At 43.1% G+C, this 23,818-nt stretch carries 21 protein-coding genes; 9 read left to right on the top strand and 12 right to left on the bottom strand.

Going from position 1 to position 23,818, the window contains the following annotated elements; translation table 11 throughout:
• Position 1: 1 nt before the first annotated feature.
• Entirely contained in the window at positions 2-454 is a 453-nt protein-coding gene (gene tnpA / locus AABK40_RS03015; protein WP_338397606.1) for an IS200/IS605 family transposase, read from the top strand.
• 190 nt (positions 455-644) lie between these two features.
• On the opposite strand, the gene AABK40_RS03010 is transcribed toward tnpA, so the two are convergent.
• Positions 645-2,138, bottom strand: coding sequence for a peptide MFS transporter (locus AABK40_RS03010; RefSeq protein WP_338397605.1), 1,494 nt, complete (start codon positions 2,136-2,138; stop codon positions 645-647).
• Between the two features lie 447 nt (positions 2,139-2,585).
• Here AABK40_RS03010 and AABK40_RS03005 point away from each other — a divergent pair, with 447 nt between their 5' ends.
• Entirely contained in the window at positions 2,586-3,710 is a 1,125-nt protein-coding gene (locus AABK40_RS03005; protein WP_338397604.1) for a BamA/TamA family outer membrane protein, read from the top strand.
• Positions 3,711-3,713: 3 nt separating this feature from the next.
• Here the strand turns inward: AABK40_RS03005 and AABK40_RS03000 are convergent, their stop codons facing one another.
• Positions 3,714-5,786 (bottom strand): mechanosensitive ion channel family protein, encoded by a 2,073-nt coding sequence (locus AABK40_RS03000; RefSeq protein WP_338397603.1) that lies wholly within the window; start codon positions 5,784-5,786, stop codon positions 3,714-3,716.
• 149 nt (positions 5,787-5,935) lie between these two features.
• Positions 5,936-6,163: a YtxH domain-containing protein gene (locus AABK40_RS02995; RefSeq protein WP_332922514.1), complete on the bottom strand. Its 228-nt coding sequence runs from the start codon at positions 6,161-6,163 to the stop codon at positions 5,936-5,938.
• 263 nt (positions 6,164-6,426) lie between these two features.
• Between AABK40_RS02995 and AABK40_RS02990 the strand changes: the two genes are divergently transcribed.
• The 3 genes from AABK40_RS02990 (at position 6,427) to AABK40_RS02980 (ending at position 8,437) form a co-directional block, all read left to right on the top strand.
• Entirely contained in the window at positions 6,427-7,134 is a 708-nt protein-coding gene (locus tag AABK40_RS02990) for a hypothetical protein (protein ID WP_332922515.1), read from the top strand.
• Between the two features lie 85 nt (positions 7,135-7,219).
• On the top strand, positions 7,220-7,747 hold the full coding sequence (locus AABK40_RS02985) for a hypothetical protein (RefSeq protein WP_338397602.1): 528 nt from the start codon (positions 7,220-7,222) through the stop codon (positions 7,745-7,747).
• Positions 7,748-7,918: 171 nt separating this feature from the next.
• A complete protein-coding gene (locus AABK40_RS02980; protein WP_332922517.1) occupies positions 7,919-8,437 on the top strand; it encodes a hypothetical protein in 519 nt (172 codons plus the stop codon).
• A 119-nt stretch (positions 8,438-8,556) separates the two neighbouring features.
• Here AABK40_RS02980 and rfaD read toward each other — a convergent pair whose 3' ends face one another.
• On the bottom strand, positions 8,557-9,531 hold the full coding sequence (gene rfaD, locus AABK40_RS02975; RefSeq protein ID WP_338397601.1) for an ADP-glyceromanno-heptose 6-epimerase: 975 nt from the start codon (positions 9,529-9,531) through the stop codon (positions 8,557-8,559).
• 269 nt (positions 9,532-9,800) lie between these two features.
• Here rfaD and AABK40_RS02970 point away from each other — a divergent pair, with 269 nt between their 5' ends.
• Both AABK40_RS02970 and lpxB read left to right on the top strand, forming a co-directional pair.
• On the top strand, positions 9,801-10,223 hold the full coding sequence (locus tag AABK40_RS02970; protein WP_332922519.1) for a 6-pyruvoyl trahydropterin synthase family protein: 423 nt from the start codon (positions 9,801-9,803) through the stop codon (positions 10,221-10,223).
• Between the two features lie 114 nt (positions 10,224-10,337).
• Positions 10,338-11,468, top strand: a complete 1,131-nt coding sequence (lpxB, locus tag AABK40_RS02965) for a lipid-A-disaccharide synthase (protein ID WP_338397600.1) — start codon at positions 10,338-10,340, stop codon at positions 11,466-11,468.
• 805 nt (positions 11,469-12,273) lie between these two features.
• Here the strand turns inward: lpxB and clpX are convergent.
• The 3 genes from clpX to tig all read right to left on the bottom strand — a co-directional run bounded on the left by clpX (position 12,274) and on the right by tig (position 15,793).
• Positions 12,274-13,506, bottom strand: a complete 1,233-nt coding sequence (gene clpX / locus AABK40_RS02960) for an ATP-dependent Clp protease ATP-binding subunit ClpX (RefSeq protein ID WP_332922521.1) — start codon at positions 13,504-13,506, stop codon at positions 12,274-12,276.
• A 59-nt stretch (positions 13,507-13,565) separates the two neighbouring features.
• A complete protein-coding gene (locus AABK40_RS02955) occupies positions 13,566-14,231 on the bottom strand; it encodes a ClpP family protease (RefSeq protein WP_332922540.1) in 666 nt (221 codons plus the stop codon).
• 221 nt (positions 14,232-14,452) lie between these two features.
• Positions 14,453-15,793 carry a trigger factor gene (tig, locus tag AABK40_RS02950; RefSeq protein WP_332922522.1) on the bottom strand — a complete coding sequence of 447 codons (1,341 nt, stop codon included), beginning with the start codon at positions 15,791-15,793 and terminating at the stop codon, positions 14,453-14,455.
• Between the two features lie 363 nt (positions 15,794-16,156).
• On the opposite strand from tig, the gene AABK40_RS02945 reads away from it, so the two are divergent.
• Positions 16,157-16,612 carry a CBS domain-containing protein gene (locus AABK40_RS02945; protein WP_338397599.1) on the top strand — a complete coding sequence of 152 codons (456 nt, stop codon included), beginning with the start codon at positions 16,157-16,159 and terminating at the stop codon, positions 16,610-16,612.
• Positions 16,613-16,668: 56 nt separating this feature from the next.
• On the opposite strand, the gene AABK40_RS02940 is transcribed toward AABK40_RS02945, so the two are convergent.
• Positions 16,669-17,325 (bottom strand): AlbA family DNA-binding domain-containing protein, encoded by a 657-nt coding sequence (locus AABK40_RS02940; protein WP_338397598.1) that lies wholly within the window; start codon positions 17,323-17,325, stop codon positions 16,669-16,671.
• A 109-nt stretch (positions 17,326-17,434) separates the two neighbouring features.
• On the opposite strand from AABK40_RS02940, the gene AABK40_RS02935 reads away from it, so the two are divergent.
• Positions 17,435-17,974, top strand: coding sequence for a SixA phosphatase family protein (locus AABK40_RS02935; protein WP_332922525.1), 540 nt, complete (start codon positions 17,435-17,437; stop codon positions 17,972-17,974).
• Here the strand turns inward: AABK40_RS02935 and AABK40_RS02930 are convergent.
• From AABK40_RS02930 to lon, 4 genes are all read right to left on the bottom strand, one after another.
• Positions 17,951-18,676, bottom strand: a complete 726-nt coding sequence (locus tag AABK40_RS02930; RefSeq protein ID WP_332922526.1) for an SDR family NAD(P)-dependent oxidoreductase — start codon at positions 18,674-18,676, stop codon at positions 17,951-17,953. The two genes, AABK40_RS02935 and AABK40_RS02930, sit on opposite strands and share 24 nt — an antisense overlap.
• Positions 18,677-18,787: 111 nt before the next feature.
• Positions 18,788-20,173: an ATP-dependent protease ATPase subunit HslU gene (hslU, locus tag AABK40_RS02925; protein ID WP_338397597.1), complete on the bottom strand. Its 1,386-nt coding sequence runs from the start codon at positions 20,171-20,173 to the stop codon at positions 18,788-18,790.
• A gap of 38 nt (positions 20,174-20,211) precedes the next feature.
• Positions 20,212-21,210: a type IX secretion system protein PorQ gene (porQ, locus tag AABK40_RS02920; RefSeq protein WP_338397596.1), complete on the bottom strand. Its 999-nt coding sequence runs from the start codon at positions 21,208-21,210 to the stop codon at positions 20,212-20,214.
• Between the two features lie 99 nt (positions 21,211-21,309).
• A complete protein-coding gene (lon, locus tag AABK40_RS02915) occupies positions 21,310-23,787 on the bottom strand; it encodes an endopeptidase La (protein WP_332922529.1) in 2,478 nt (825 codons plus the stop codon).
• Between the last annotated feature and the right edge of the window lie 31 nt (positions 23,788-23,818).

Here is a 23,818-nt window from a genome sequence, read left to right as displayed (position 1 = left end):
GATGGGTTCATCTTTGGTTCAAAACTACATGCACATTACCTTCTCAACAAAAAATCGAGTTCCACTCATTCTACCCGCAATAGAGAACCGCTTGTTTGCCTACCTGACAACCCTTTGCAAAGATATGAGCTGCCATCCAATAATAGTTGGTGGATATCTCGATCACGTTCACCTACTATGCATGCTCAACAAAAATATTACATTAGTCGACTTGGTAAAAAAAATAAAAGCCTGCTCCTCTATTTGGATGAAAGAGCAAGATCATGCCCTTAAACCATTCTATTGGCAAGCGGGTTACGAGGCTTTTTCGGTGAACCCAACACAGGTAGATGCAGTTACTGAATACATTAAAAATCAGAAAATACACCACCAAACAAAGGGCTATAAAGAGGAGTATTTGGCATTCTTAAACAAATATCAACAAGCATACGACGAGCGTTATTTATGGGAATGATCATTTTTTCTTCGGAGTACAATCCGCAACATTTGCAAAATGTAACTTCGACACACCTGCCCTGAAAAGGGCATCTCGAAATAGACGCGGAATTTATTCCGTGGGACTTATTCTGCGGCAATCCTTATAAACAAAAAAAAGCCCCGAGTTATCCCCGAGGCTTTCGATATTTTCAAGAAGGTAATTCCAATTAGTGGATACCCTTCATCATTTTGTTCATAAATGGTGACAATGCCAACAAGACCACTGCTGCGATCACGGCTTCCACTCCGATGAAGTAGAACAATGGCAAGTCGTATGAAGCTACGATAGACTTCATAGATGCTGCAAGGTAGTTACCCAGTGCGATCGATCCCATCCATAGTCCCATCATGACAGAAACAATCTTAGGAGGCGACAATTTGGTGATCATTGACAAACCGATTGGTGACAAACAAAGCTCACCCCAAGTGTGGATCAAGTAAACCAACACCAACCATAATGGAGAAACTTTAATCGTTCCACCCGCTGTTGCGGCATCTGCCTGTGCCATTACAAAGAAACCAGCACCCAACAATAAGATCCCCAATGCAAACTTTACAGGAGTTCTTGGATTGATTCCTTTCTTTCCTAATTTGGCCCAGATAACGGTAAAGATTGGCGCAAAGATAAAGATCGCAATTGCATTAACAGACTGGAAATAGGAAGCTGGAATTTCCCAACCGAAAACCAAACGGTCGGTCATATCGCGGGCAAACAAGTTGAAAGTACCCCCTGCCTGCTCAAACCCTGACCAGAAAACGATGTTAAAAATCGTCAGCAAGAAGATCACACCAACACGGCTCCACTCTGTTTTTCCTTCCGTATTTTTGAAAATCGTGAACAACAAATAAGCAGATCCACCTACTGCTACAGCCACTAAAATGATGTCTTGGATATCACCATCAATAGCCGTCCATCCGAACATAAAACCAACAGCCACGGCAATGGTTCCAACAGCATAAATGATCACGTCCATCCAGTCTTTTGCTGCAATACGCAAAGCATCGATTTTCGCTTTTGGTGGCATCCCTACAAAGCCCAAAGTTTCGGCTCTCCAATAGAACCAAGCAGTACCAAGTAACATACCGATACCTGCCGACATAAATCCATAATACCAGGCAACACTTTCAGCCAAAGAACCTGCAACCAATGGCGCAAAGAAGGCTCCAGCGTTAATTCCCATATAGAAAAGGGTGAAAGCACCATCACGGCGATCATCTTTTGCATCATACAAACCACCTACCATTGTTGAGATATTTGGCTTGAAGAAACCATTACCCAAAATCAAGATGGCCAACCCCAGGTTAAACATAAACTGGTGATGTGCAGTAGGATCGTTACCGTGCATTGCCGAATAGGTCAGTACAAACTGACCAATCGCCATGGTAATTCCACCAATATAAATCGTTTTTCGTTGTCCTAATACTTTGTCAGCCAAGATCCCCCCAATGATAGGAGTTACATAAACCAAACCAGTAAAAATACCATAAATCTCTAACGCATGCGCCTCTGTGTAGCCGAAACCACCTTTAACCAACTCGGCAGTCAAAAAGAGCGTAAGGATGGCGCGCATACCGTAATATGAAAAACGCTCCCAAAACTCCGTAGCGAACAGCGTAGACAACCCCATTGGGTGCCCAAAAAAGCTCGTGTCTTGTTTCATCTCTAAATTTTAAAAATTATCCTGTTATTGTTTAATTTCAACACAATGCTAAACTTCCTATCTGCAAAGAAATAAAGGACTTTGGCGCATTCTCCAAAAACATCTATTTCTACCCGCAAAAAAACAATCTGCAAAAAGAAGTTTTGTGTACAAGTGCCGAATTTATCAAAAATTTCGTTCTCTTTTGCCCTTTCGCTTATAAGTATTGATGAATATGGCGTTATTTTTTGCCAAGCAGACAGCCACTAAGCGCGAAACAAGAATTCAAGCCTATATTATTTATACATCTTCACTGAAAATGAAAAATACCGTCTAAAATTTCCTCCTCACGGGAATTCATCTTGTGCCGGCCGATTCTTAAACATTTGGGCTGATTTTTGAACGCTGCTTATATCCAACACATTAATTGAGGATAAAATGAGCGCATTTCGGAAAGTTTTCTTACTTGTGATAAATATAATTGTTGGGGTTCTGCCCAATTTTGCTGCGGCAACTTCACGCCCTTTTCACCTTAACGGGCTCGTGAAGGTACCTCGCACCAACACACCCGACGACCATTATAAAAATGCCATTTTGCTCTCTCCCACTTTCAGTTATGCCAAAGAAACGAGTGCTACTTTTGGGCTTTTCACACTGTATCAGTTCAAGCCAAAAAAGGCAGGGCACCTTACCCGCCCGTCGAATATTATTGGCAGTGGGTGGGCCTCACTGATGGGGCAATTTACCATTGGATCGAGGCACGAAATTCTAACCACTGGCGAAAAAATTTACCTGCATGGGCAATTTAACTATCGCCAATTTCCAGAATATTTTTTCGGTGTAGGCGCATCGACAACCCCAGAGAATAAAATGACCCTCAGCTCGAAGGCTTTTCAGCTGGAGGAACAAATTTATTTTAAAATAGCCAACCGCCTGTTTATCGGTCCACAGTTACGCTTCTTCAGGTATTATGATCTCTCCCTTACAGATGCTTCAGCGGGCTATCATTTAACAGACTTTTACGGAACCGCCAACCAAAACAATATTGGCCTGGGCTTGGGTATTTTATGTGATCACCGTGATTTGATCATGACACCGAGCCACGGTTATTACATTGCAGGAACGGTAACCTTTCATCAACCTTTGTGGGGGAGCGACTTTAATTTTGTCAAATTAACCTTCGACGGTCGGAAGTTTTTCGATTTTCAAACCGCAGGAAAAAGTGTGCTTGCCCTGCAATTCAAGACGGAATTAAACCTCGGCGATGTCCCACTGACGGAACTGAGCCAGCTGGGAGGAGAAATGAGTATGCGGGGGTATATGCTTGGCAGGTACCGAGATCGCAACTCCTTTCAGTCACAAATTGAATTTCGACAGCACCTGGTCTGGCGAATTGGCTTAACGGCCTTTGCTGGCGCAGGGACCGTCGCTCCGCAGCCCAGCAATCTGGTCAGGCTGAATAACATCAAAACTGCCGCAGGAGTCGGCTTTCGTTTCAACATCAATCGACAGGATCCCGCCAACCTCAGGATTGATTATGGGATGACGGAAGAAGGCGGCGGAATCTATATTTCATTTGGGGAGGCGTTTTAAAGCCTACTGCGGTGGCTCCAGTGGCAGACTTACCTGTGGCGCTGAAGCTAATTTCAGGTTGTTTTCTACCGATAGGCGAATCACTTCATGCACCAGTTCATGTCGAAGCGCCAACTCCTCATTATAGTCGTCCACATTCAGATAAATATAAATCAGCACGTCGTAAGAATAGGCCGTCACATCATACAAATACACACGAGGGTTCTCCCGAAGGCCGTCATGATTCTCAAAATAGCTTCGCAAACTACTGATATAGGCGTTAATCTGTGGCAAAGGGGCATTCTGCGACACTTTCAATACCGTTCGAAACTTTCGATACTCCCTGCGCCCCAGGTTATTGATGGTCAGATCAGCCATTTTACTGTTTGGAATGGAAACCACTGAATTGTCGGAGGTACGGATGCGGGTCGAGCGCAAGCCTATTTCTTCTACTGAGCCAGCATAAGTATCGACACTGATCCACTGCCCTACCGTGAAAGGCTGGTCGAGAAGAATCATGACCGAGCCAAAGAAGTTCTTGATCGTTTCCTGTGCAGCCAAAGCCAGGGCAATACCCCCAATAGAAAGTCCCGTGAGAAGCCTTGTCATGTTTACTCCCGCTTCGGAAAGCAAGATCAGCACCACAAAAATCACCGTTACAATCTTCATCACCATCGCTAAGAAAGGGTACAACCCTCGCTTTTGCGCCTGTTTCTTATGACTCCTCGAACTCCACCAGTCCAGAATTCTGAATATCGCCGTAGAGATCAAAATCATGTAAAACACCCGTACAAAAAAGCGCAGGTAACTGTACATTCCCAGGGGCAATTCTATTGCTGGTAAAAAATGGAAAAACAGAATAAAGATGATGGCCCCTAAAACTGGCGCGAAAATCTCCAAAGGGTATTTATGGTCTTCCTCTTGTTTGAGGAAGGTTTTCACCAAAAACGTGAAGATCGCAACGGGCACAATGTAAATGAGCACGCCGAAAGTCATCACCAATATCAGTAAGGCAACCTGCCATCGCTCCAATCCCCAGAGTTTGTCTTTAGCTGTTTCCCCCACATAACGCTGTACTTTTTGGGCGACCCCATCAATACGCTCTTTCCCAAAAACATAAACCCCTGCGTGCAGATCATCAATCATCGCAACGGAAACATCAGAAAGCACCCACTGCGTTCCCTCTTTTTCAAGATACAGCTCTGGCAATCGTTTGTGCACCAAATATCGGTGATCGTTGGTGGTGGTATCAGTATAATTTACATCATTTGAGATCTCCTTAAAATTGATCATCAAACCCATACCATCAATAATCTCCTTAAATTTTATTGCCAGGTCAATCTTTTCCTCCGCTGAATAATCCCCCTCAAGCACCCGAGCAGAAAGCTCAGGACGGTAATGGTCGGCATCCAAGAAATAAAAAATCGTGGACAGCGCCCCGCGGGGTGTTTTCAGGTTGAACTGCTTGGGGAGGGTATAAACTTTTTTCTGTGGAACTGTTTTAACGATTGGCGTTTTGGCCTTCTGAATAGAATCATTACGGTAATCTGCCACACGAATCAGCGAATCGAGCACCGCAAGGGAGTCTATCAGCCTGGACTCATCTTCCTGATAGCTTTGCGATGGAAACAAACGGTCGTAGAGCATCGGTACACTCAGTGCGGTTTGCTTTGAGTAGAGCCATTTGCTCCCTATTTTCTCAAGATAAATTTCAGGAAACCGTTCGAAGGGCTGGTACTTCTTTTCCCCACCCAAAAAGGCGTCTTTATAATTTCTTTTGTCAGGAACCTCCTTCAGGTCAATTCCTCCCAACCTGCCAATAATTTGCTTTAACTGAATAGCAATGCCAACCTTAGTCTGCACTTGCATATCATCTCCTGCAATAGTATAAGCGGCCACCGATGGCTGATAATGATCTTTACCCAAAAAATAAAGGTGGGAAGAGATCGTGGCTTGTGGTGTTTTAGTAGAAAAAGACTGCTTCTTCCCACTTTGTGAAAAGGCTGAAACACAGAGAAAAAACATCAACAGAAGGCTCAGTAATAACCCTTTGTTAAATTGCTCAAAAGTTACATATTTGAAGTTGGAGGTTTTCAAACTTGGTATAGTTAGTGATATAACACTCCCAAATTAAGCAATCGACAAAAAATTAACTAATTTGAATATCGAAAACCAAGCATCAAAAAGAACAAAAAAATAGCGCTACCACCTTTGCAGTAACGCTTGAATATTTTCTGGGCTGATTTTTATGACATCATCCCTGAAGCTTTTTTACTGATCCGATCTGCAACATCATTGATTTTTTGTCGCCCCTGATCTGCCTGATGGCCTAAATCATCGCCAAATTCCCGCGCTTTGCGTGAAATTCGCCCTTGTGTATCTGCACCCGACTCTGGCGCAATCAACAAGCCCGCAATCACCCCTAATGAAACACCTGCTAAAAATGCAAGTAAGCCTTTTCCTGTATTATCCATATTGATTATATTTTTTAATGATCGATTTCCTTAATTTTATACTTTCAAAACCGCATAAAGTTCTACATATACCCATTAATCTATCCGCCACAGAAATAATATTTTTTGCCCTTGCTTCTTACAGCGCGCATAAATTGGCATGCGCTTCAAAAATTACAAGCATTCGTATCGAAAATAAATCCTTCAAGATTAAATCTTATCCTTATATTTGTTCGCTGACCACTCAGTTCACACTTTTGTGCCGCTATTAAATTCCCAACACGATGACTGCTCACTTTAACAGGAACATTTATCAACCGCTTTTTTTCCTCTTGCTGATTTCCTTGATTCCCTCCAAACTGATGGCACAGGCGAACCAACACATGACAGTGGAAGACATTAAAGGAAAGCGCATTTACCCGATTATTTACAATCATTACAAAGATATCATCCCTGCCTACGACCAAGTGGAAGGCTACCGACGCACTTCGCTTAAACAAATGGCGCAATATTTCCGCACAAAACAGGCCAATAACTTACCTGCCCGATTCCTATTTTACACTGATCAAGACCCACAGCTCACCCAATTAGCACTCGCATGGGCGACCGTGGCAGCGCACTATTTCAAAATCAAGCAGGTATCATTTTATGCCGCCAGCGAAACAGGTGGAAGCATTGACCATGAAACGATTAAGGTCCTTGAAAAAATGGGATTCATCGCCTATAAAGATGAGTATGGAAGGCCAATTTACCAATTGCACTATGGTTATCAGCAAGCTCCTTTAAAAATTACTTCCCTGAGGCCCAACGAAAAAGGCGTACCCCATCAGGATTTTTGTACTGTCATTCTTGACAACAGCTCACCCTACCTCAAAGGGGCTGACCGTGTGATTCACCTTCCCTATGAAGATCGGCAGGTGGAGAACCTAACGCTTGCCAATCAGCGCATCAGTACAGAAATGTTCTTACTCTTTAAGCATTTAAGAGACTAAAAATGCAATTCAGCTTCATAAAGTACATTTTTGTTCTTATTATTATATACTTTTATTTCATCAATCAACAAATACTTTTACTCAAATGGAATTTTTCGAAAGAAACATCCGCTCATGCCGCTGGGGATTACTATTGGCCGTATTCACTATTTTTTGTGGCTTTGCCTTAGGAGGTGTTTTCGGAGCTAATGAAGCAGCTCTGAAAGGTCAATTAAAGTCAGATGGTCAAGCTGTTCTTTCGAGCGTGTACAAAGGCGATCAGAAAAAAATGGACAAGACCATCAGTAAATCATGGTCATACCTTAAAAGAGCCCACCTTCATGCAGGAGCAATCGGAGCGGCTGTTGTTGGTTTATTGCTGTTACTGGCATTCTTACCCACCAACGCGGTTTTTAAATTGATCATCAGCTGGATGCTCGGACTTGGAACTTTAGGTTATTCATTGTTCTGGCTATTGGCAGGGTTTTCCGCACCAGCTATTGGAGGGACGCATGAAGCCAAGGAGGCGCTTGAATGGCTCGCCATCCCAAGTGCTGGTATGCTGCTGATCGGCACACTCGCGGTCTTCTTATTGCTGCTCAGTGCCTGTTTCACTCGAAAACGATACTACTAAGATTTATCAAACCTTGCCTGACCGCAAGGTTTTTTTTTGACCGAATCCGGACAACAATGTCCGATACCGAACACCCTTAAAAGTAAAAATCATGCCTCAGCGTCCGTATTCAAGCATTATAAGTTTGGCACAACTTTCTCATTAAAACAGGCAAATAGAAAATAACTACCTATGAAAAACATCATCATACCCTCAGTGCTTTTTGTCCTGCTCTTTGTTACAGGGCAATCTATCGCTCAAAACATCAAAATCGAAACATGTAAAGAAAGCGAACTAAGTAAATTTACGGTGACCAACGAAGAAGGGAAAGAAATTGAAGGCGAGGCTTTTTTTGAACAGTGGGCAGAAACTTTCGGAAACCGCATGGAGCATGCAGATGAAAAAGGTTTTGCGGAAATTTTTTCAGGCTTTGGGATGTCGATGAGTGAGCTTGGGGAAGCCCTGGGCAGAATGAATATTGAGATAAAAAATCTTGCCCCTGATGAGTTTTGCGATCAGGCCAAATCGGAAGGCTCCTGCGAGCAATGGGAAAAATTACGCGCTAAACTGGAAAAAAGACATCACAGCACGATAGAAAATATTGAGCGGCTGAAGATCAAGCTGCACGACAAAACTGTTGCCATGGTCATGGACTTACGTTTTGAAAATGGCAAAAGATTGGGTAATTACGAGTGGGAAGTACAAAAATAGTACTTCCCATTATTTCGGGCTACTTAACCCAATAGGTATTGACACGTTACATTAGAAAAGAACATCCTTACGAATAATCTTTTCATAATAAGTAGTACATATTGTGAGCCATCTGCTGTTTAGTAGATGGCTTTTTCTTTCATCAGGTAATTTTGGACATAGTCCGTTACCCCCTCTTCTAAAGTATGAAAGGGCTTGTGGTAACCTGCCGCGCTCAGCTTGTCCATTTTTGCTTCCGTGAAATACTGGTATTTATCTCGAATATCCTCTGGCGTTGGAATATATGAGATCTGTTCTGTTTTGCCCATCGCCTTGAAAGTTGCCTGTACCAACGACTTGAAAGTTCTCGCTTTGCCTGTACCTACATTGTATAGCCCGCTGTGCTTACGGCTGTTCATCAAGAAAATCTGCACATCAACGACATCCTTCACATAAACGAAATCCCGCATCTGTCCACCATCCTCAAAATTGGGGTTATGGCTTTGGAAAAGCTTCATTGCACCATTTTCATTGATCTGGTTAAAGGCGTGATGCACCACAGAAGCCATGCGCTGTTTGTGATATTCATTAGGCCCGTAAACATTGAAGTATTTCAAACCCGCCCAAAAGAATGGCTTTTCTTCCTGAGCCAAAGCCCAGATATCAAAATTGTTTTTCGACTCCCCGTACAAGTTTAGAGGCTTGAGCTTTTCAGGAAACGAATGGTCATCGTCATAACCCAACTCCCCATTGCCATAAGTGGCTGCTGAAGAAGCGTACACGATCGGTAATTGATATTCCACGCACTGCTGCCAAAGCTTGATCGTATAATTGTAGTTTAACTTATCAAAAACGGCCTTGTCAAAGATGGTCGTTGCCGAACATGCCCCATTGTGGAAAATGAACTCTACCTCTGCCTGATGCTCATCAAGCCAACCGTGGAAGACCTCCAGGTCTACCCGTCGCTGGATCGTCTTTCCTGTAAAGTTGCGCTCTTTTTCTGGTGTAAGATTCACAAAATCATCCACCGCAATAATGGCATTAAATCCTAATTCATTCAATTTGGCAATTAAGGCGCTGGCGATAAAACCCGCTGCTCCAGTAACGACTATCATATATTTTTGATTTATCAATGGCTATAAACCAAGGCCAACAGGCCTTGCAATGAACACAAATATCTTATTTGAAAACAGAAATAGAAAACTTCCACTGGCTTATTTCCTACAACTTGAAATTGAACAGTGAATAATTGTATTATTCTAATTAGTTGTAGCAGATGAACCACTCAATTACTTGAAATATTTTTTTGAGCATCAGCTTTTTTGACACAATTTTTGATTACCATCTTTATGGATTATATTTGCACGCTATTTTCAAAAGAGACATGGTATATTTAAGCAAAGACGTAAGCTTTTGTTCTGCACACAAACTTTACAACGACAAATGGTCTAAAGAGGTCAATGAAGAGATCTTTGGTAAATGTGCAAACGAACATTTCCACGGACACAATTATGACCTTACAGTGACCGTGAAGGGAGAACCGCATCCAGAAACTGGTATGGTAATGAACTTCCGTGACCTCAAAAGAATCATTAAACAGGAATTATTGGCCAAGGTGGATCATAAAAACCTTAATGTAGATGTTGATTTTCTGGAAGGAAAAATGACTACTGCCGAGGTGTTTATTAAAGCCATCTGGGAGGTTTTAGCCCCTAAGGTCGCCGAAGCCAGTGAAGGTCATGCTGAACTGCACAAGCTTAAACTGTACGAAACCCGTACCAGCTACGCAGAATATTACGGCGAATAATTTCAGCGGTAAGATTTTTTACTACTGAATTTAACAATAAATTCAAGCACCAATATCATGGTGCTTTTTTTATACCCAAAATTGGCCGCTTGAAAGCGGACCGCAACAAATGCTATGAAGTATTATTTAATCGCAGGAGAACGCTCTGGAGACTTACACGGAGGCAATTTAATCAAGGCTATCAAAGAACAGGATGCCGAAGCCACTTTCCGCTATTGGGGCGGTGATGAAATGCAGGCGGCCTCGGGTGTGGCGCCAGTTACTCACTATAAAGAAACGGCCTTTATGGGGGTAGTTGAGGTATTGGCTAACCTACGCACGATTCAGGGCTTTCTGAAGAAATGCAAAAAGGACGTCATGGACTATCAGCCTGATGTATTGATTCTGATCGACTATGCAGGGTTTAATCTGAAAATTGCTGAATTTGCAAAAAAGAAAGGGCTGAAGGTATTTTATTACATCTCCCCGAAAGTATGGGCATGGAATACCAAACGTGCCTGGAAGCTTAAAAAGTACGTGGACAGAATGTTCTGTATCATGCCTTTCGAGGAGAATTTTTATGCCAAATTTGACTGGAAGGTTGATTACGTCGGTAACCCAGTGGTAGATGCCGTATTGAACCATCAGGTAAATACTGATTTCCGATCAAAAAACAACCTTTCTCCCGACGAAGATATTATCGCTTTACTTCCTGGCAGCCGAAAAATGGAGCTGACCAATATGTTGCCTACCTTTGCCGAGGTGGTAAAAAAATACCCCAAACATCAGTTTGTGGTGGCAGCAGTAGCGAACCTCGACCGTCAGCTTTACGCCCCAATTGCCGATTTACCGAATGTAAAATTGGTCACTGGCCAAACCTACGATTTATACGCCAATGCCAAAGCTGCCTTGGTTACCTCTGGAACAGCTACCCTTGAAACAGCCCTATGGAAAGTACCTCAGGTGGTTTGTTATCGCATCAACGCGATCTCCTACCATATCATGAAGTTCGCCATTAAAATTTCATCCACGATCAAATACATTGCATTGATGAATTTGATTTTAGATAAAATGGCAATCAAGGAACTGATTCAAGACGAAATGACGGTGGAGAATATTACCGCAGAACTGGACCAGCTATTGGATGAAAACAGCGACCGCCGTCAAGAAATCATGGCAGATTATCAGCGGAACATTGAACTTTTAGGAACGGAAAGTGCTTCGGAACGCGCCGCAAACAAAATGTGGGGCTATTTGAATCAATAGTCTTTTCCATTATAACCCTCCCTCTATCGCGAGAGTCCCTCTCGTGATAGGGATTGGGGGATTAGCGTTTATTTACCCACAGATTACACCGATTTCCACAGATTTTTTACGCTCATTAATAAATAAGCATGGCAATCTTTATCATCAGGGTAATCATGGTCTATAACACCTTATACCGATTCAAGCCTCTCGCTTGAACCAATAAATACCAAAACATAAGCTTCGAAACGCGCCAATAATAAAATGTGGGGGATTTGAAGAGTAGTCTTTTCCATTATGAGCCTCCCTCTATCGCGAGAGTCCCTCTCGTGATAGGGATTGGGGGATTAGCGTTTATTTACCCACAGATTACACCGATTTCCTCAGATTTTTTATACTCATTAATAAATAAGCATGGCAATCTTTATCATCAGGGTAATCATGGTCTATAACACCTTACACTGATTCAAGCATCTCGCTTGAACCAATAAATACCAAAACATAAGCTTCGAAACGCGCCGATAATAAAATGTGGGGGATTTGAAGCAGTTGTCTTTTCCATCATGGTTCGCTATCACAAGAGGGGCTCTCGCGACAGGGAATCTCGTGATAAGTATTAGCGTTTATTTGTCCACAGATTACACCGATTTCCCCAGATTTTTTACGCTCATTAATAAATAAGCATGGCAATCTTTATCAACAAGGTAATCATGGTCTATAACACCTTACACTGATTCAAGCATCTTGCCTGAACCAATAAATACCAAAACGTAAAAAGCCCTCAGCGAAATCAATCGCTGAGGGCTTTTTAGTATCTTTTATCTGCTTAGGCTACACGCAACTTTGAAAATTTAGACTTCTCAAATTGTTGTTGTGCATATTCCTTTGTAACCACAAATTTCTCGACCTCTTTGCCTGGCAACTCAAACATGGCATCCGTTAAGATGGCCTCACATATTGAGCGTAAACCACGTGCACCCAATTTAAATTCAAGGGCTTTAGCAACTACATAATCCAAAGCCTCAGGTTCGAAAGTCAACTTAATGTCTTCCATTTTGAAAAGCTTGGAATATTGTTTGGTCAAAGCATTTTTAGGCTTGGTAAGGATCATCTTCAGGATATCCTCCGTCAATGGGTTCAAATGTGCCAATACAGGCAAACGACCAATCAACTCCGGGATCAATCCAAAGCTTTTCAAATCCTGTGCAGTAATGTACTGCAACAAGTTTTCCTTATCCACCTCTCCTTTTTCAAGGCTTTCGTCATTGGAAGCAAAGCCCAAAGGGCGGGTATCCATACGACGGGCAATGTCTTTTTTAATTCCATCAAAAGCACCACCACATACAAAAAGGATGTTTTCTGTGTTTACAGCAATCATCTTTTGATCTGGGTGCTTACGCCCACCTTGCGGCGGAACATTTACTGATGTTCCTTCCAAAAGCTTCAACAAAGCCTGCTGTACACCTTCACCACTTACATCACGGGTGATTGATGGGTTATCAGACTTGCGGGCAATTTTATCCAGCTCATCAATAAAAACAATACCACGTTCTGCTGCCTCCACATCGTAATTCGATGCCTGCAACAAACGGGTCAAAATACTCTCTACATCTTCACCAACATAACCTGCTTCTGTAAGTACTGTCGCATCGGCAATACAGAAAGGGACCTCAAGCATCTCTGCCAAGGTTCTGGCCAAATAGGTTTTACCCGTACCCGTCTCCCCTACAAGAATAATATTGGACTTCTCAATCTTCACTTCTTCATTCACGTCTTTCTCTTGCATCAGACGTTTATAGTGATTGTAAACCGCTACTGAAAGTACCTTCTTGGCATCATCCTGACCAACAACATACTGGTCGAGATATTCCTTGATTTCAGCGGGTTTGCTCAATTGGAATTTTGGAGATTTCTTATCTTTTTTCAGCTTCGAGTCCTCCTGAAGGATCTGCGATGCCTGATCGATACAATAGTTGCAAATGTGAGCATTGATGCCCGAAACCATTAAATCGACATCTTTTTTGGGTCTCCCACAAAACGAACAAGTAATCTGAGCCATATATAACTACATTTTTTAAAAAGCATCCCGCATCCCAGATGCGGAATGCCATTGGTCGCTTATCGCGTTAACACTTCGTCGATAAGACCATACTCCTTGGCAGCATCTGCTTTCATCCAGTAATCACGATCAGAATCACGCTCCACCTCTTCAAAGGATTTGCCTGAGTGATGTACCAGAATGTCGTATAGTTCTTTTTTCAACGTTAAAATCTGACGGGCTGTGATTTCAATATCGGAAGCCTGTCCTTGAGCTCCACCGAGTGGCTGGTGAATCATTATGCGTGCATGTGGAAGTGCTGAGCGCTTGCCTGCGGCTCCACCTGCTAACAAAACAGCGCCCATAGAAGCTGCCAAACCAGTACAGATTGTCGCCACATCAGGGCGTACATACTGCATGGTATCGTAGATTCCAAGACCTGCATAAACACTACCACCAGGAGAGTTTACATAAAGTAAAATATCTTTACCTGGATCCACTGATTCCAAGAATAGCAACTGTGCAGTAATGATGTTTCCGATATGGTCATCCACTTGGGTTCCCAAGAAGATAATACGGTCCATCATCAAGCGGCTAAATACATCAATTTCACGGAAATTCGTAGGGCGTTCCTCAATTACTGAGCGCGTCATACCTTCTACGTGAGTGGCGTAGCTGTCATACAGACTACTCGAGATGCCTTGGTGCTTAGTGGCAAATTTTCTGAATTCGTCTTTGTCAAACATCATGTTGTTGGAGGTTAATTCAGGTTGTAAATAACAAAGATAAAAAAAAAGACCCCATCACAAAGAAGGACCTTATAATTTCCGAAGCTCTGCTTGCTATTTACGCTGACTTATAATTATTACTTCATTGAATACGAATATAATTATCTATTCGTTTGCCAAAGTATAAAAAAAGTCGGCACCGAAGAAGTGCCGACTTAAATATAATTATTCAAAGAGAATTAAGCTTCAGAAACTGCTTTTGTAAACTCCTCGAAAGTAACATCTTGCTCATTCAAAGTCGCTTTTTCAGTCGCCAATTTGATGATCTGATCGAAACGAACTTGGTTGTAGATGTTCATGTAGTTTTGGCCGTTGTTTTCTTTCAAGTAGTTGTCAACGATACCTTTCAACATCTCTTCCAACTGCTCGTTATCAACGCCGCCGCCCATAGCACCGAACTGCGCTTTGAACATATCACCAGCACGTTTTTTAACGTCTGCGTCTTCTACACGGATTTCGTTATCAGCAGCGATTTTATCTGCCAACAACATCCATTTGAATTCTTTTTTGTAGTTCTCGAAATCTTCTTCTACTTTCTCAGCAGTCAAACCTTCTTGCGTTTCTACCAACCAACGTTTCAGGAAAGTCTCAGGAAGTTCCATCTCCGCTTTCTCTACCAATTGGTCTTGGATTTGGCGCGCAGTGTAGTTTTCTACTTGCTGATCGTAGTTTTCGCCCATCACTTTAGCTACCTCTGCACGGAATTCCTCCTCAGAAGTTACTTTGTCTGGACCCAAGATTTTGTCGAAAAATGCTTGGTTCATTTCTGCTTCTTCGATACGAGAGATCGATTTAACAGTCAATGTAACGTCGCCTTTAATTTCTTTTACTTCTTCTTCCTCGCGGTTCAAGAAAGTCGCTACTTTCTCGTTTGAACGGTAAGCTTTACGGATGTCGAAAGTAATTGTATCTTCAGCTTTAGCACCGATAAAGATTTCTTTACCTGTTTTTGTTGCCAATTCAGCGATATCCACCATTACGTGAACTGCTTCTTCTTCGCCTTCGATTGCCAAGTCACCTGTTACTTTATCAGTTTCTTCAGCTACTTCAGGAGAAGTCTGCTCGCCACCGTTTTTCAACAAGTTCTCGATTGTTTCGTTCAATTGCTCTTCACCAACATTGATTGAGTAAGTATCAATTGTCAAGTCAGTGCTATAAGTGATATCGTTCACCAAACCAATTGAGTACGAGAATTCAAATTCTTTCTGCGTCTCCCAGTCAATGTTAGCGTTGTTCTCAACGTTAGGCAATGGCTGACCAATGATTTGCAATTTGTTGTCACGAATGTAATCTTCTACTGCGTGCGACAAAAGGTGATTCACCTCGTCAACAAGAATTGAAGTTCCGTACATTCTACGCACTACGCCTGCAGGCACTTTTCCTTTACGGAAACCTTTGATGTCAGCTTGCTTTGCGTACTGCTTGATTTTTTTATCAACCTTCTCACTGTAGTCCGCCTCTGTCAACTTGATGGAAATAGAGGCTTCCGTGTTCGAGCTTTTGTCTAATGTAATATCCAAAGTAGTATACTTTTAATTGAGTTGCCAATTAACTGAAAAACCCCCGAATGACAACAAATTGCATGCGAGGGTGATAATTTGTCTTTCACCAAAAAAGTCATCCAAAGAATGACTTAATGATTTAGTCGTGCAAAGGTAATTAATTTATTGATAATCTCAATGATGTTGATATAATTTGTCTGATAATCATGGCGGTTTCCTTACGTTTGGAAAAAAAATTCCATAAAAAAATATACGAATGCGTGATTGATTAGCCTTTTTGGTTGAATTATCAGTAAAAGCACGCCTGCGCAAACGCTAACTCATTGATAATGAGCTTTATTTTTTGTATATTCTATATTATCAAACTAAAACTCAAAGCTTATGAACTTCACACCCGCACGGAAGGAACCAGTTGACAACCGTTATCAGTACGAGAAAGTAACGCGCTTTATGAACAAGCAACTGGTCAGCTTGAGCCCTATTGAAAACGCTTTTGACGCTATGGACTTTTTGCTGGAAAAAAGAATCAGTGGTGCACCTGTGTTAGACGACCGTGGCCATATGATTGGCATAATTACAGAAAAAGATTTTCTGAAAATGATCCTCGACCGTGCTTATAACAATCACCCTGTTCGCGGCACGATGGTTAAGGATTACATGACCACCGAGATCACGACTGTTTCACCTGACATGGACCTTTTAGATGTTGCACAGATGTTCCTGCGTTCGCCTTATAAGCGGTTTCCTGTCGTTGAAAATGGGAAATTATTGGGGTTGGTCAGTAGAAGGGATATTTTAAAAGCGGCTCTTTTAGTGAAACACACTTCGTGGAAATAGCCATTGTAAAGTTCTTTTATATTTAACCGTTGCGTTTTTCAAGCTCAACGGTTTTTTTATGCCGAGTGCGCTTTATTGCTGAGCACATAAAGGTCGCCTGTTTCCTGTGGGATAATCTCCAGCACATTGGCCAACACGAGGGTGATCAAACGTTTGGCGGCCATTTTTTTGGAAATGGAAGCCAATTCCGAAAGCTCCGCCACAGTAATGCTGTTATTTTCCTCCACGGCAACCAACAATTGCTTTTCGATCGGCCCGACTTCAAACTGAATATTCTTCGGATAGGCACGTCGCCTGAGGATTTCTTTCAGTGGCCCAGACGCCTGAATACTTCGGTCTTGCTGCCGAATATACACCTTGGCATGTTCTGCCGTTTTAACCTTGTAAGGTTTCTGCACCCCTTCGGGGATATCGTAAATAATCACTGTAAACCCATTATCAAGCGTAATGTATGATTTGTACATCGGCAGGGCAGGAAAGATCATCTGATCGAAAGCACGCTCCAAAACAAAGGCTTCCTCTTCAGGGTAACGGCAACCCGCAAGGCCGCCAAAATCATCCACACCAATCAGTAACCGCCCCCCTTTTGCATTGGCAAAAGCGACGACTTCCTTGACGATCTTCTCTGGATGGTTGGCTTTTTTCTTAAACTCCAGCTCTTGACCTTCTCCTTGCCTCACTAATTTTTTTAAAGCCTGAATTGTCATTTCCATGATTCCTGTAAATGCCTGGACAAAATTAAATAAACTAATCTGATCAACTGCGCTTATACTCAATAGACGATTTATGAAACAACATTGTTAATAAGCCCTTCCATACAATATGAAATATATCCTGATCACAAGACATGCAAAATCAAGCTGGGATTTCCCTGAACTTGACGATATCGACCGACCACTTAATTCAAGAGGAGAAAAAAATGCCATGAGTCAAGGGTTGGAAATCAAAAGGCTGAAAATGATCCCTGATAAGGTGATTTGCAGCCCTGCAACACGAACCGTCGCTACGGGTGCAATTATGGTTGATTTATGGCACCTGTCACAAAAAAACATCTCGGTGGACGAGCACCTGTTTCATGGCCGTATTAAAGATTATTTCAAATCCATTGAACAAACTGATCCGCAGCACAATCGGCTGATGTTTATCGGGCATGAGCCTGACCTCTCAGCATTAATCAGCCACCTGACGGATGTCGATATTGAGCATTTCCCAACAGCGGCCTACTGCCAGATTGAATTCCCTGTAAACAGCTGGAAAGAACTGAGCGATGGGCAAATTAAAGGTCGTATAACACACCTGAAAGCCCCGAGGAAATCAACTGAAGAGATGGCGCCTGGTTTAGAACTTCCTGACGTCGAGTAGCACCTCCGAAAAGCGATCGGGAAAATTGATGACCTCCAACAGCTTTTGCGCTACCGACGCAGGAGCACTGAGCATCTGTTCTTCTTTCAGCTTCACGAACTTGCCTTTGGTCCTGAATTGCTCTGGAGCCGCCTCCCTGATCTGCGATTGCATTTCAGTATCAACCACCCCTGGCGCTACGGAAAAGACCTTGATGTCATTTTCATTCAAAATACATTCTTCCGCCACCACTTTGGAGAACAGGTCAAGTGCCGACTTGGAAGCGCAATATGCCGACCAGCCATCCACAGGGTATTTTCCTGCACCAGAACTGATGTTCAGGATTACTTTCTCGGCCTGAACCCCAGAAAACTGTCGCACAAATTCATTCATCAGTATGGTGGGCGTGGTCACGTTAAGGTTCATCACTTGCTCCAGCCCATCCGCCGAAAGGCTCCCTACATGTCCTATTTCCCCCAATGTTCCTGCATTATTAATCAGTACCACGCGCTTGGGAGCTTTTACGGTTTCAAAAAAATGACTGACCTGTGATTTCAGCTCCTCAATATTACCGAGATCAAACTCAATATGGTGATAATTTTTCTTTGCCTGCTGATAACTTCTTGCAATACCTATCACTTCATTTTCAGGATCATTCGTAAGCTGATCCACCAAAGCACGACCAATTCCTCTGCTACTTCCCGTAATAATATAATAGTTCATTGTGGTTGCTTTAAAGTTTGTAATTTCTTTGAATGATAAAATATACTCAACTGTAGGCAAATAAAAAAGGAGGGAAAAACCCTCCTTTAAATATTATAATTTTACCTGCTCTTAAAGTATAAAATGAGAGAGGTCTTTGTTTTTTACCGCACCCGATAGCTTCTCCAGCACCAATTCTTTGGTAACAACCACATGGGCGTTCTCACCAATTACATCGGGAATATCAAAAAGGAAATCGTTCAGTAAATGACTCATCACTGTGTGTAAACGACGTGCGCCAATGTTCTCTACTTCCGCATTAATATCAAAAGCGATTTGTGCCAATTCATGCAAAGCCTCATCATTGAACGTCAGCTTCACTTTCTCGGCATCAAAAAGCGCCTCATACTGCTTGGTCAAAGCATTCTTAGGCTCTTTGATGATCTGATAGAAATCGTCTTTTGTCAAATCCTTCAATTCAACACGAATCGGGAAACGTCCCTGAAGCTCCGCAATTAAATCAGAAGGTTTCGCAACATGAAAAGCCCCTGCTGCAATGAACAATACGTGCTCGGTATTCACCACCCCGTATTTTGTCGTCACGCTTGAGCCCTCCACAATAGGAAGAAGGTCACGCTGAACCCCCTCACGGCTAACATCCGCACCACCATTTTGACCCGAGGCTTTGGCGATTTTATCAATCTCATCAATGAAGATCATTCCTGTATTCTCCGCACGGCTGATCGCTTCCTCTTTAACCTCATCCATATCGATCAGCTTGCTTGCTTCTTCATCGAAAAGCAATTTTTTCGCTTCACCAATCGTTACTTTACGCTTCTTGGTCTTTTTCGGCATCATGTTGCCCAGCATTTCCTGGAGGTTAATCATGGAGGTTTCGTCCATCATTCCACCGCCAACCATGCCCATGCCACCACTCGAAGCCTGCGCTACAGAGATTTCAATCTTGCGATCATCCATCTCTCCATTTTTTATTTTCTGACGGAAATGCTCACGGGTCTGCTGATTCAGCTCTGCATCATTTTTTGGTGCTTCTTCCGTAGTAGCTACCGTTACATTTTTTGCACCAGAAACTGGGGGAATCAAAGCATCAAGAATGATGTTTTCTACCGCTTCAGTAGCACGTTCTTTTACGCCTACTTCCTTTTCTTTTTTCACCAAATTCACGGCCTGTTCTACCAGGTCACGAACCATGCTTTCTACATCACGACCGACATAGCCCACCTCTGTAAATTTCGAGGCTTCCACTTTGGTAAAAGGTGCACGGGCAATTTTAGCCAGACGGCGGGCAATTTCGGTTTTACCAACACCAGTGGCACCAATCATCAAAATATTATTGGGAACAATTTCTTTTTGAAGCTCCGAGCGAACGCTCATTCTTCGCCATCTATTTCTGAGTGCAATAGCAACGTTGCGCTTTGCATCCGCCTGTCCGATAATATACTTATCCAATTCAGAGACAATCTCTCTTGGGGTCAAATAGCTTTTATCTTCTAACATGATCTATATTTTCTATTTAATCAGTTTGTACTGATCAATCAATTTCTAAATTTAAAATGAGAGAGGTTGGTGCTGAGGCTGACGAAGTGTGCTCCACCAGCAGCATGATAGGCCGCATAAGTGTAATCGATCGTCCATTTTTTAACGAGAATTCTCCCTCCGAAGGCGAAACCTGACAAACCTTTTTTGTCCTGTAAACCGAGCGATGCTCTAATATCTTGATTATAACCCGCCATCAGGTGCACATTTTTATGAATCAGGAATTCCGTACCGATATTAAAGTAGCGGAAAGCATCCTTCAGCGTGGTATTTTCCTGCTCATTTTGCCCAAGATAGGGGGCATCATGAGGTAAATAAGACGCCGCCACAGAAAAACGCACAGGCATATGATCGGGCTTGAAAGTAGCGCCAAGCTGAACATCGAATGGGAGATTCACGGGCTCGGTATCGAAATTCCGTAAGTTGAAACCGAAATTCTTCAACACCAATCCTGCGGAAAATTCATGTTCAGGGTGAATAAACAAAATCCCCGCATCAAAAAGCATGGCACTTGCGGCATAGCTTTCGATTTTACTGTTGATAAATTTGGCAGAGAGCCCCACACTGAAGTTGCCCACCTGATGCTGCTTGGTTATGGCGATCAGATAATCGCCTGCGGTGAAAGTCCCTTCAGGGTTTCCCGACGGGTCATAACCCTGCATTGTGCCAAAATGTAAATATTGTGCCGACACTGCCCACGAACCTGTTTTGGGCATCGAGAACTGATAAGTGACCAACCCCTGCTGTATGCCTGCAAATCGGCTGGTGTAGTGTATGCCCAAATGCTGATCGAAGGAGGGTAATGCCGCCGCAGGATTACTGACAAAAGCGGCGCCATCATCAAAATAATTGGAGGGCATGACGGTGCCCATCGCCGCAGATTTGGCAGAATATGGCGCATTCAGCAATGCATATGCCCCACCTTTCAGGGACTGCCCATAGGAATACTGAACCAACAAAAGTAGTCCTGAAAAAAAGAGGGTAAAACGGGTGTTCAAATCGGTAAGGTTAATATGACCAATGAAGAACAATTTGCAAAGAATTCTTCAAAGGCAAAAAAATAACGAGGAGAAGCCCCTCGTTATTTTATATTTATTTTACTTCTCTTTTTTCTGTTCAAGAATGAAATCAATAGGCTCACTGACTTTCTCCTCCAGCAAGGCATAATCAAACACCTCACGGGCTTCCTTCACATAATTGATGTTCAGGTCGCTGATGTATTCCACCTCGATTTCCTCGACATCTTTACGGTTTTTCTCACAAAGGACTATTTCTTTGATCCCCGCCCGACGTGCCGCCAAAAGCTTCTCCTTAATTCCACCTACAGGCAACACTTGCCCCCGAAGGGTGATCTCGCCAGTCATGGCCAGTTTGGAACGCACTTTTCGCTGGGTAAATACCGAAGCAAGGGAGGTCAGCATAGTGATACCTGCCGACGGGCCATCCTTAGGCACCGCACCTGCAGGTACGTGAATATGCAAATCGTAATTATTGAAAATACGATAATCAATGCCCATACGCTCTGCATTGGATTTCAGATAAGTCAGGGCCGCCATGGCCGATTCTTTCATGACATCGCCCAACTGACCAGAAAGGGTCAATTTGCCATTTCCTCGACTAAGCGCCGACTCAATAAACAAAATCTCACCACCTGCCTGCGTCCATGCCAATCCTGTTACTACGCCAGCAGTGCGGTTATTTTCATATAATTCTTTATCAAACAATTGCGCTCCAAGGATTTCCTCCACACGGGCGTTATTGATCGTTTTTGAATACTCTTCTTCCATTGCTACCGATTTGGCAACATTACGGCAAAGCGCACCCAACTTGCGTTCAAGGCTACGCACACCAGACTCACGGGTGTAACCGTCAATCACTGTTTTGATTGCGCCTTTATTAATCGCAATATCAGCAGCCTTCAGGCCGTGCTCTTCACGCTGTTTAGGAATCAGGTGTTTTTTCGAGATTTCAACTTTCTCTTCCTGTGTATAGCCTGTCAATTCAATAATCTCCATACGGTCGCGCAATGCAGGCTGAATGGTCTCCAGTGAATTTGAGGTGGCAATAAACAATACCTTGGAAAGGTCGAAACCAATTTCCAGGTAGTTATCCACAAAAGCGTTGTTCTGCTCTGGGTCCAGTACCTCCAATAAAGCGGACGAAGGATCGCCACGGAAATCAGCACTGACCTTATCAATTTCATCCAATACAAAAACAGGGTTGGCTGTTTTGGCACGTTTAAGGTTTTGCAAAATTTTCCCTGGCATGGCTCCAATATAAGTCTTACGGTGACCGCGCACCTCCGACTCATCATGCAAACCACCCAACGACATGCGGACATACTCACGGCCCAAGGCATTCGCTATAGAGCGCCCCAATGAGGTTTTTCCCACACCAGGAGGGCCATAAAGACACAAAATCGGCCCTTTCAGGTCACGCTTCAACTTCAGCACGGCAAGGTACTCAATGATGCGCTCCTTTACTTTATTAAGGCCATAGTGCTCTTTATCCAAAATTTTACGGGCACGCTTAAGGTCGAAGTTGTCTTCGGTAAATTCTCCCCAAGGCAAATCGATCATAAACTCAGCATAACCCAGATTCACCGCGTATTCTGGTGCCTGAGGGTTTACCCGGCTCAGCTTATCAAGCTCCTTCATGAAGTGTTCCTTCACCTCTTTGGGCCACTTTTTAGCTTCTCCTTTTTTGCGGAGGTTCTTCACATCAGATTCCGGGCCACCTTGCCCCAGTTCATCCTGAAGAACTTTCATTTGCTGGCGCAGAAAATAATCCCGCTGCTGCGCATCAAGGTCAGAGTGAACTTTGGACTGAATTTCATTTTTCAGCTCCAGCATGTGGATATCCTTGGACATGAACTCCAACAGCAATGTGGAACGCTCACGACCTTGGTCGGTCTCCAAAATACGCTGCTTCTCTTTTGCTGCCACTGAAAGGTTGGACGACAAAAAGTGCGTAAGGAATGCCGGAGAGTCGATATTCTCAATCGCCGACTGTGCCTCCTGAGGCATCTCAGGGTTCAGGCGTAATATTTTTGCCGCAGCATCTTTGAGTGTTTCCACCAAAGCGGCCGCTTCTTCTGTTTCTTTTGCAGGGAAGCTCTCCTCCAGGCTGATGACTTTCGCCTGGAAATAAGGATCTTCAGAAATAATATCCTGAAGCATAAAGCGACGCATCCCCTGAATAATGATGGTGGTGTTACCATCAGGCAATACCAGCATTTTTACGATTCGCGCTACGGTTCCGATATTGTAAAAATCATGAACCTTAGGGTCTTCAACGTCTTTATTTTTTTGAGCTACCACCCCAATGGTACGGTCTCCTTTGTAAGCGTCCTTCACCAATTTAATGGATTTGGCACGCCCAACGGTGATCGGTATTACCACACCTGGGAAAAGTACTGTATTTTTTATTGGCAGGATTGGCAGTTCGTCAGGAATTGTCGTTGCTTCCACCTCAGCCTCATCCATCTCGTCGTTGATCGAGATAAACTCACCATTCTCGGTTTCTTCCATTCCCACAAGAACTGCGTTTTGAAACATGTCGTTCTGTGAATCCATAGATATATTAATATGTCATATTGACAGTTAT

The organism is Persicobacter psychrovividus (assembly GCF_036492425.1).
Lineage (GTDB): Bacteria > Bacteroidota > Bacteroidia > Cytophagales > Cyclobacteriaceae > Persicobacter > Persicobacter psychrovividus.
Note: the sequence above shows the minus strand (reverse complement) of the source record. Positions and strands in the feature narration are given on the sequence as shown.

What these genes read in the sequence shown, in the direction of transcription:
- AABK40_RS02995 (WP_332922514.1), bottom strand. Translation starts at nt 6,163, where the DNA reads ATGGATAATACAGGAAAAGGCTTACTTGCATTTTTAGCAGGTGTTTCA.
- AABK40_RS02930 (WP_332922526.1), bottom strand. Translation starts at nt 18,676, where the DNA reads ATGAACTATTATATTATTACGGGAAGTAGCAGAGGAATTGGTCGTGCT.
- AABK40_RS02955 (WP_332922540.1), bottom strand. Translation starts at nt 14,231, where the DNA reads ATGTTTGACAAAGACGAATTCAGAAAATTTGCCACTAAGCACCAAGGC.
- lon (WP_332922529.1), bottom strand. Translation starts at nt 23,787, where the DNA reads ATGGATTCACAGAACGACATGTTTCAAAACGCAGTTCTTGTGGGAATG.
- AABK40_RS02980 (WP_332922517.1), top strand. Translation starts at nt 7,919, where the DNA reads ATGAAAAACATCATCATACCCTCAGTGCTTTTTGTCCTGCTCTTTGTT.
- tnpA (WP_338397606.1), top strand. Translation starts at nt 2, where the DNA reads ATGGGTTCATCTTTGGTTCAAAACTACATGCACATTACCTTCTCAACA.
- hslU (WP_338397597.1), bottom strand. Translation starts at nt 20,173, where the DNA reads ATGTTAGAAGATAAAAGCTATTTGACCCCAAGAGAGATTGTCTCTGAA.
- AABK40_RS02970 (WP_332922519.1), top strand. Translation starts at nt 9,801, where the DNA reads ATGGTATATTTAAGCAAAGACGTAAGCTTTTGTTCTGCACACAAACTT.
- AABK40_RS02985 (WP_338397602.1), top strand. Translation starts at nt 7,220, where the DNA reads ATGGAATTTTTCGAAAGAAACATCCGCTCATGCCGCTGGGGATTACTA.
- rfaD (WP_338397601.1), bottom strand. Translation starts at nt 9,531, where the DNA reads ATGATAGTCGTTACTGGAGCAGCGGGTTTTATCGCCAGCGCCTTAATT.
- AABK40_RS02940 (WP_338397598.1), bottom strand. Translation starts at nt 17,325, where the DNA reads ATGGAAATGACAATTCAGGCTTTAAAAAAATTAGTGAGGCAAGGAGAA.
- lpxB (WP_338397600.1), top strand. Translation starts at nt 10,338, where the DNA reads ATGAAGTATTATTTAATCGCAGGAGAACGCTCTGGAGACTTACACGGA.
- AABK40_RS02990 (WP_332922515.1), top strand. Translation starts at nt 6,427, where the DNA reads ATGACTGCTCACTTTAACAGGAACATTTATCAACCGCTTTTTTTCCTC.
- AABK40_RS02935 (WP_332922525.1), top strand. Translation starts at nt 17,435, where the DNA reads ATGAAATATATCCTGATCACAAGACATGCAAAATCAAGCTGGGATTTC.
- AABK40_RS02945 (WP_338397599.1), top strand. Translation starts at nt 16,157, where the DNA reads ATGAACTTCACACCCGCACGGAAGGAACCAGTTGACAACCGTTATCAG.
- AABK40_RS03010 (WP_338397605.1), bottom strand. Translation starts at nt 2,138, where the DNA reads ATGAAACAAGACACGAGCTTTTTTGGGCACCCAATGGGGTTGTCTACG.
- clpX (WP_332922521.1), bottom strand. Translation starts at nt 13,506, where the DNA reads ATGGCTCAGATTACTTGTTCGTTTTGTGGGAGACCCAAAAAAGATGTC.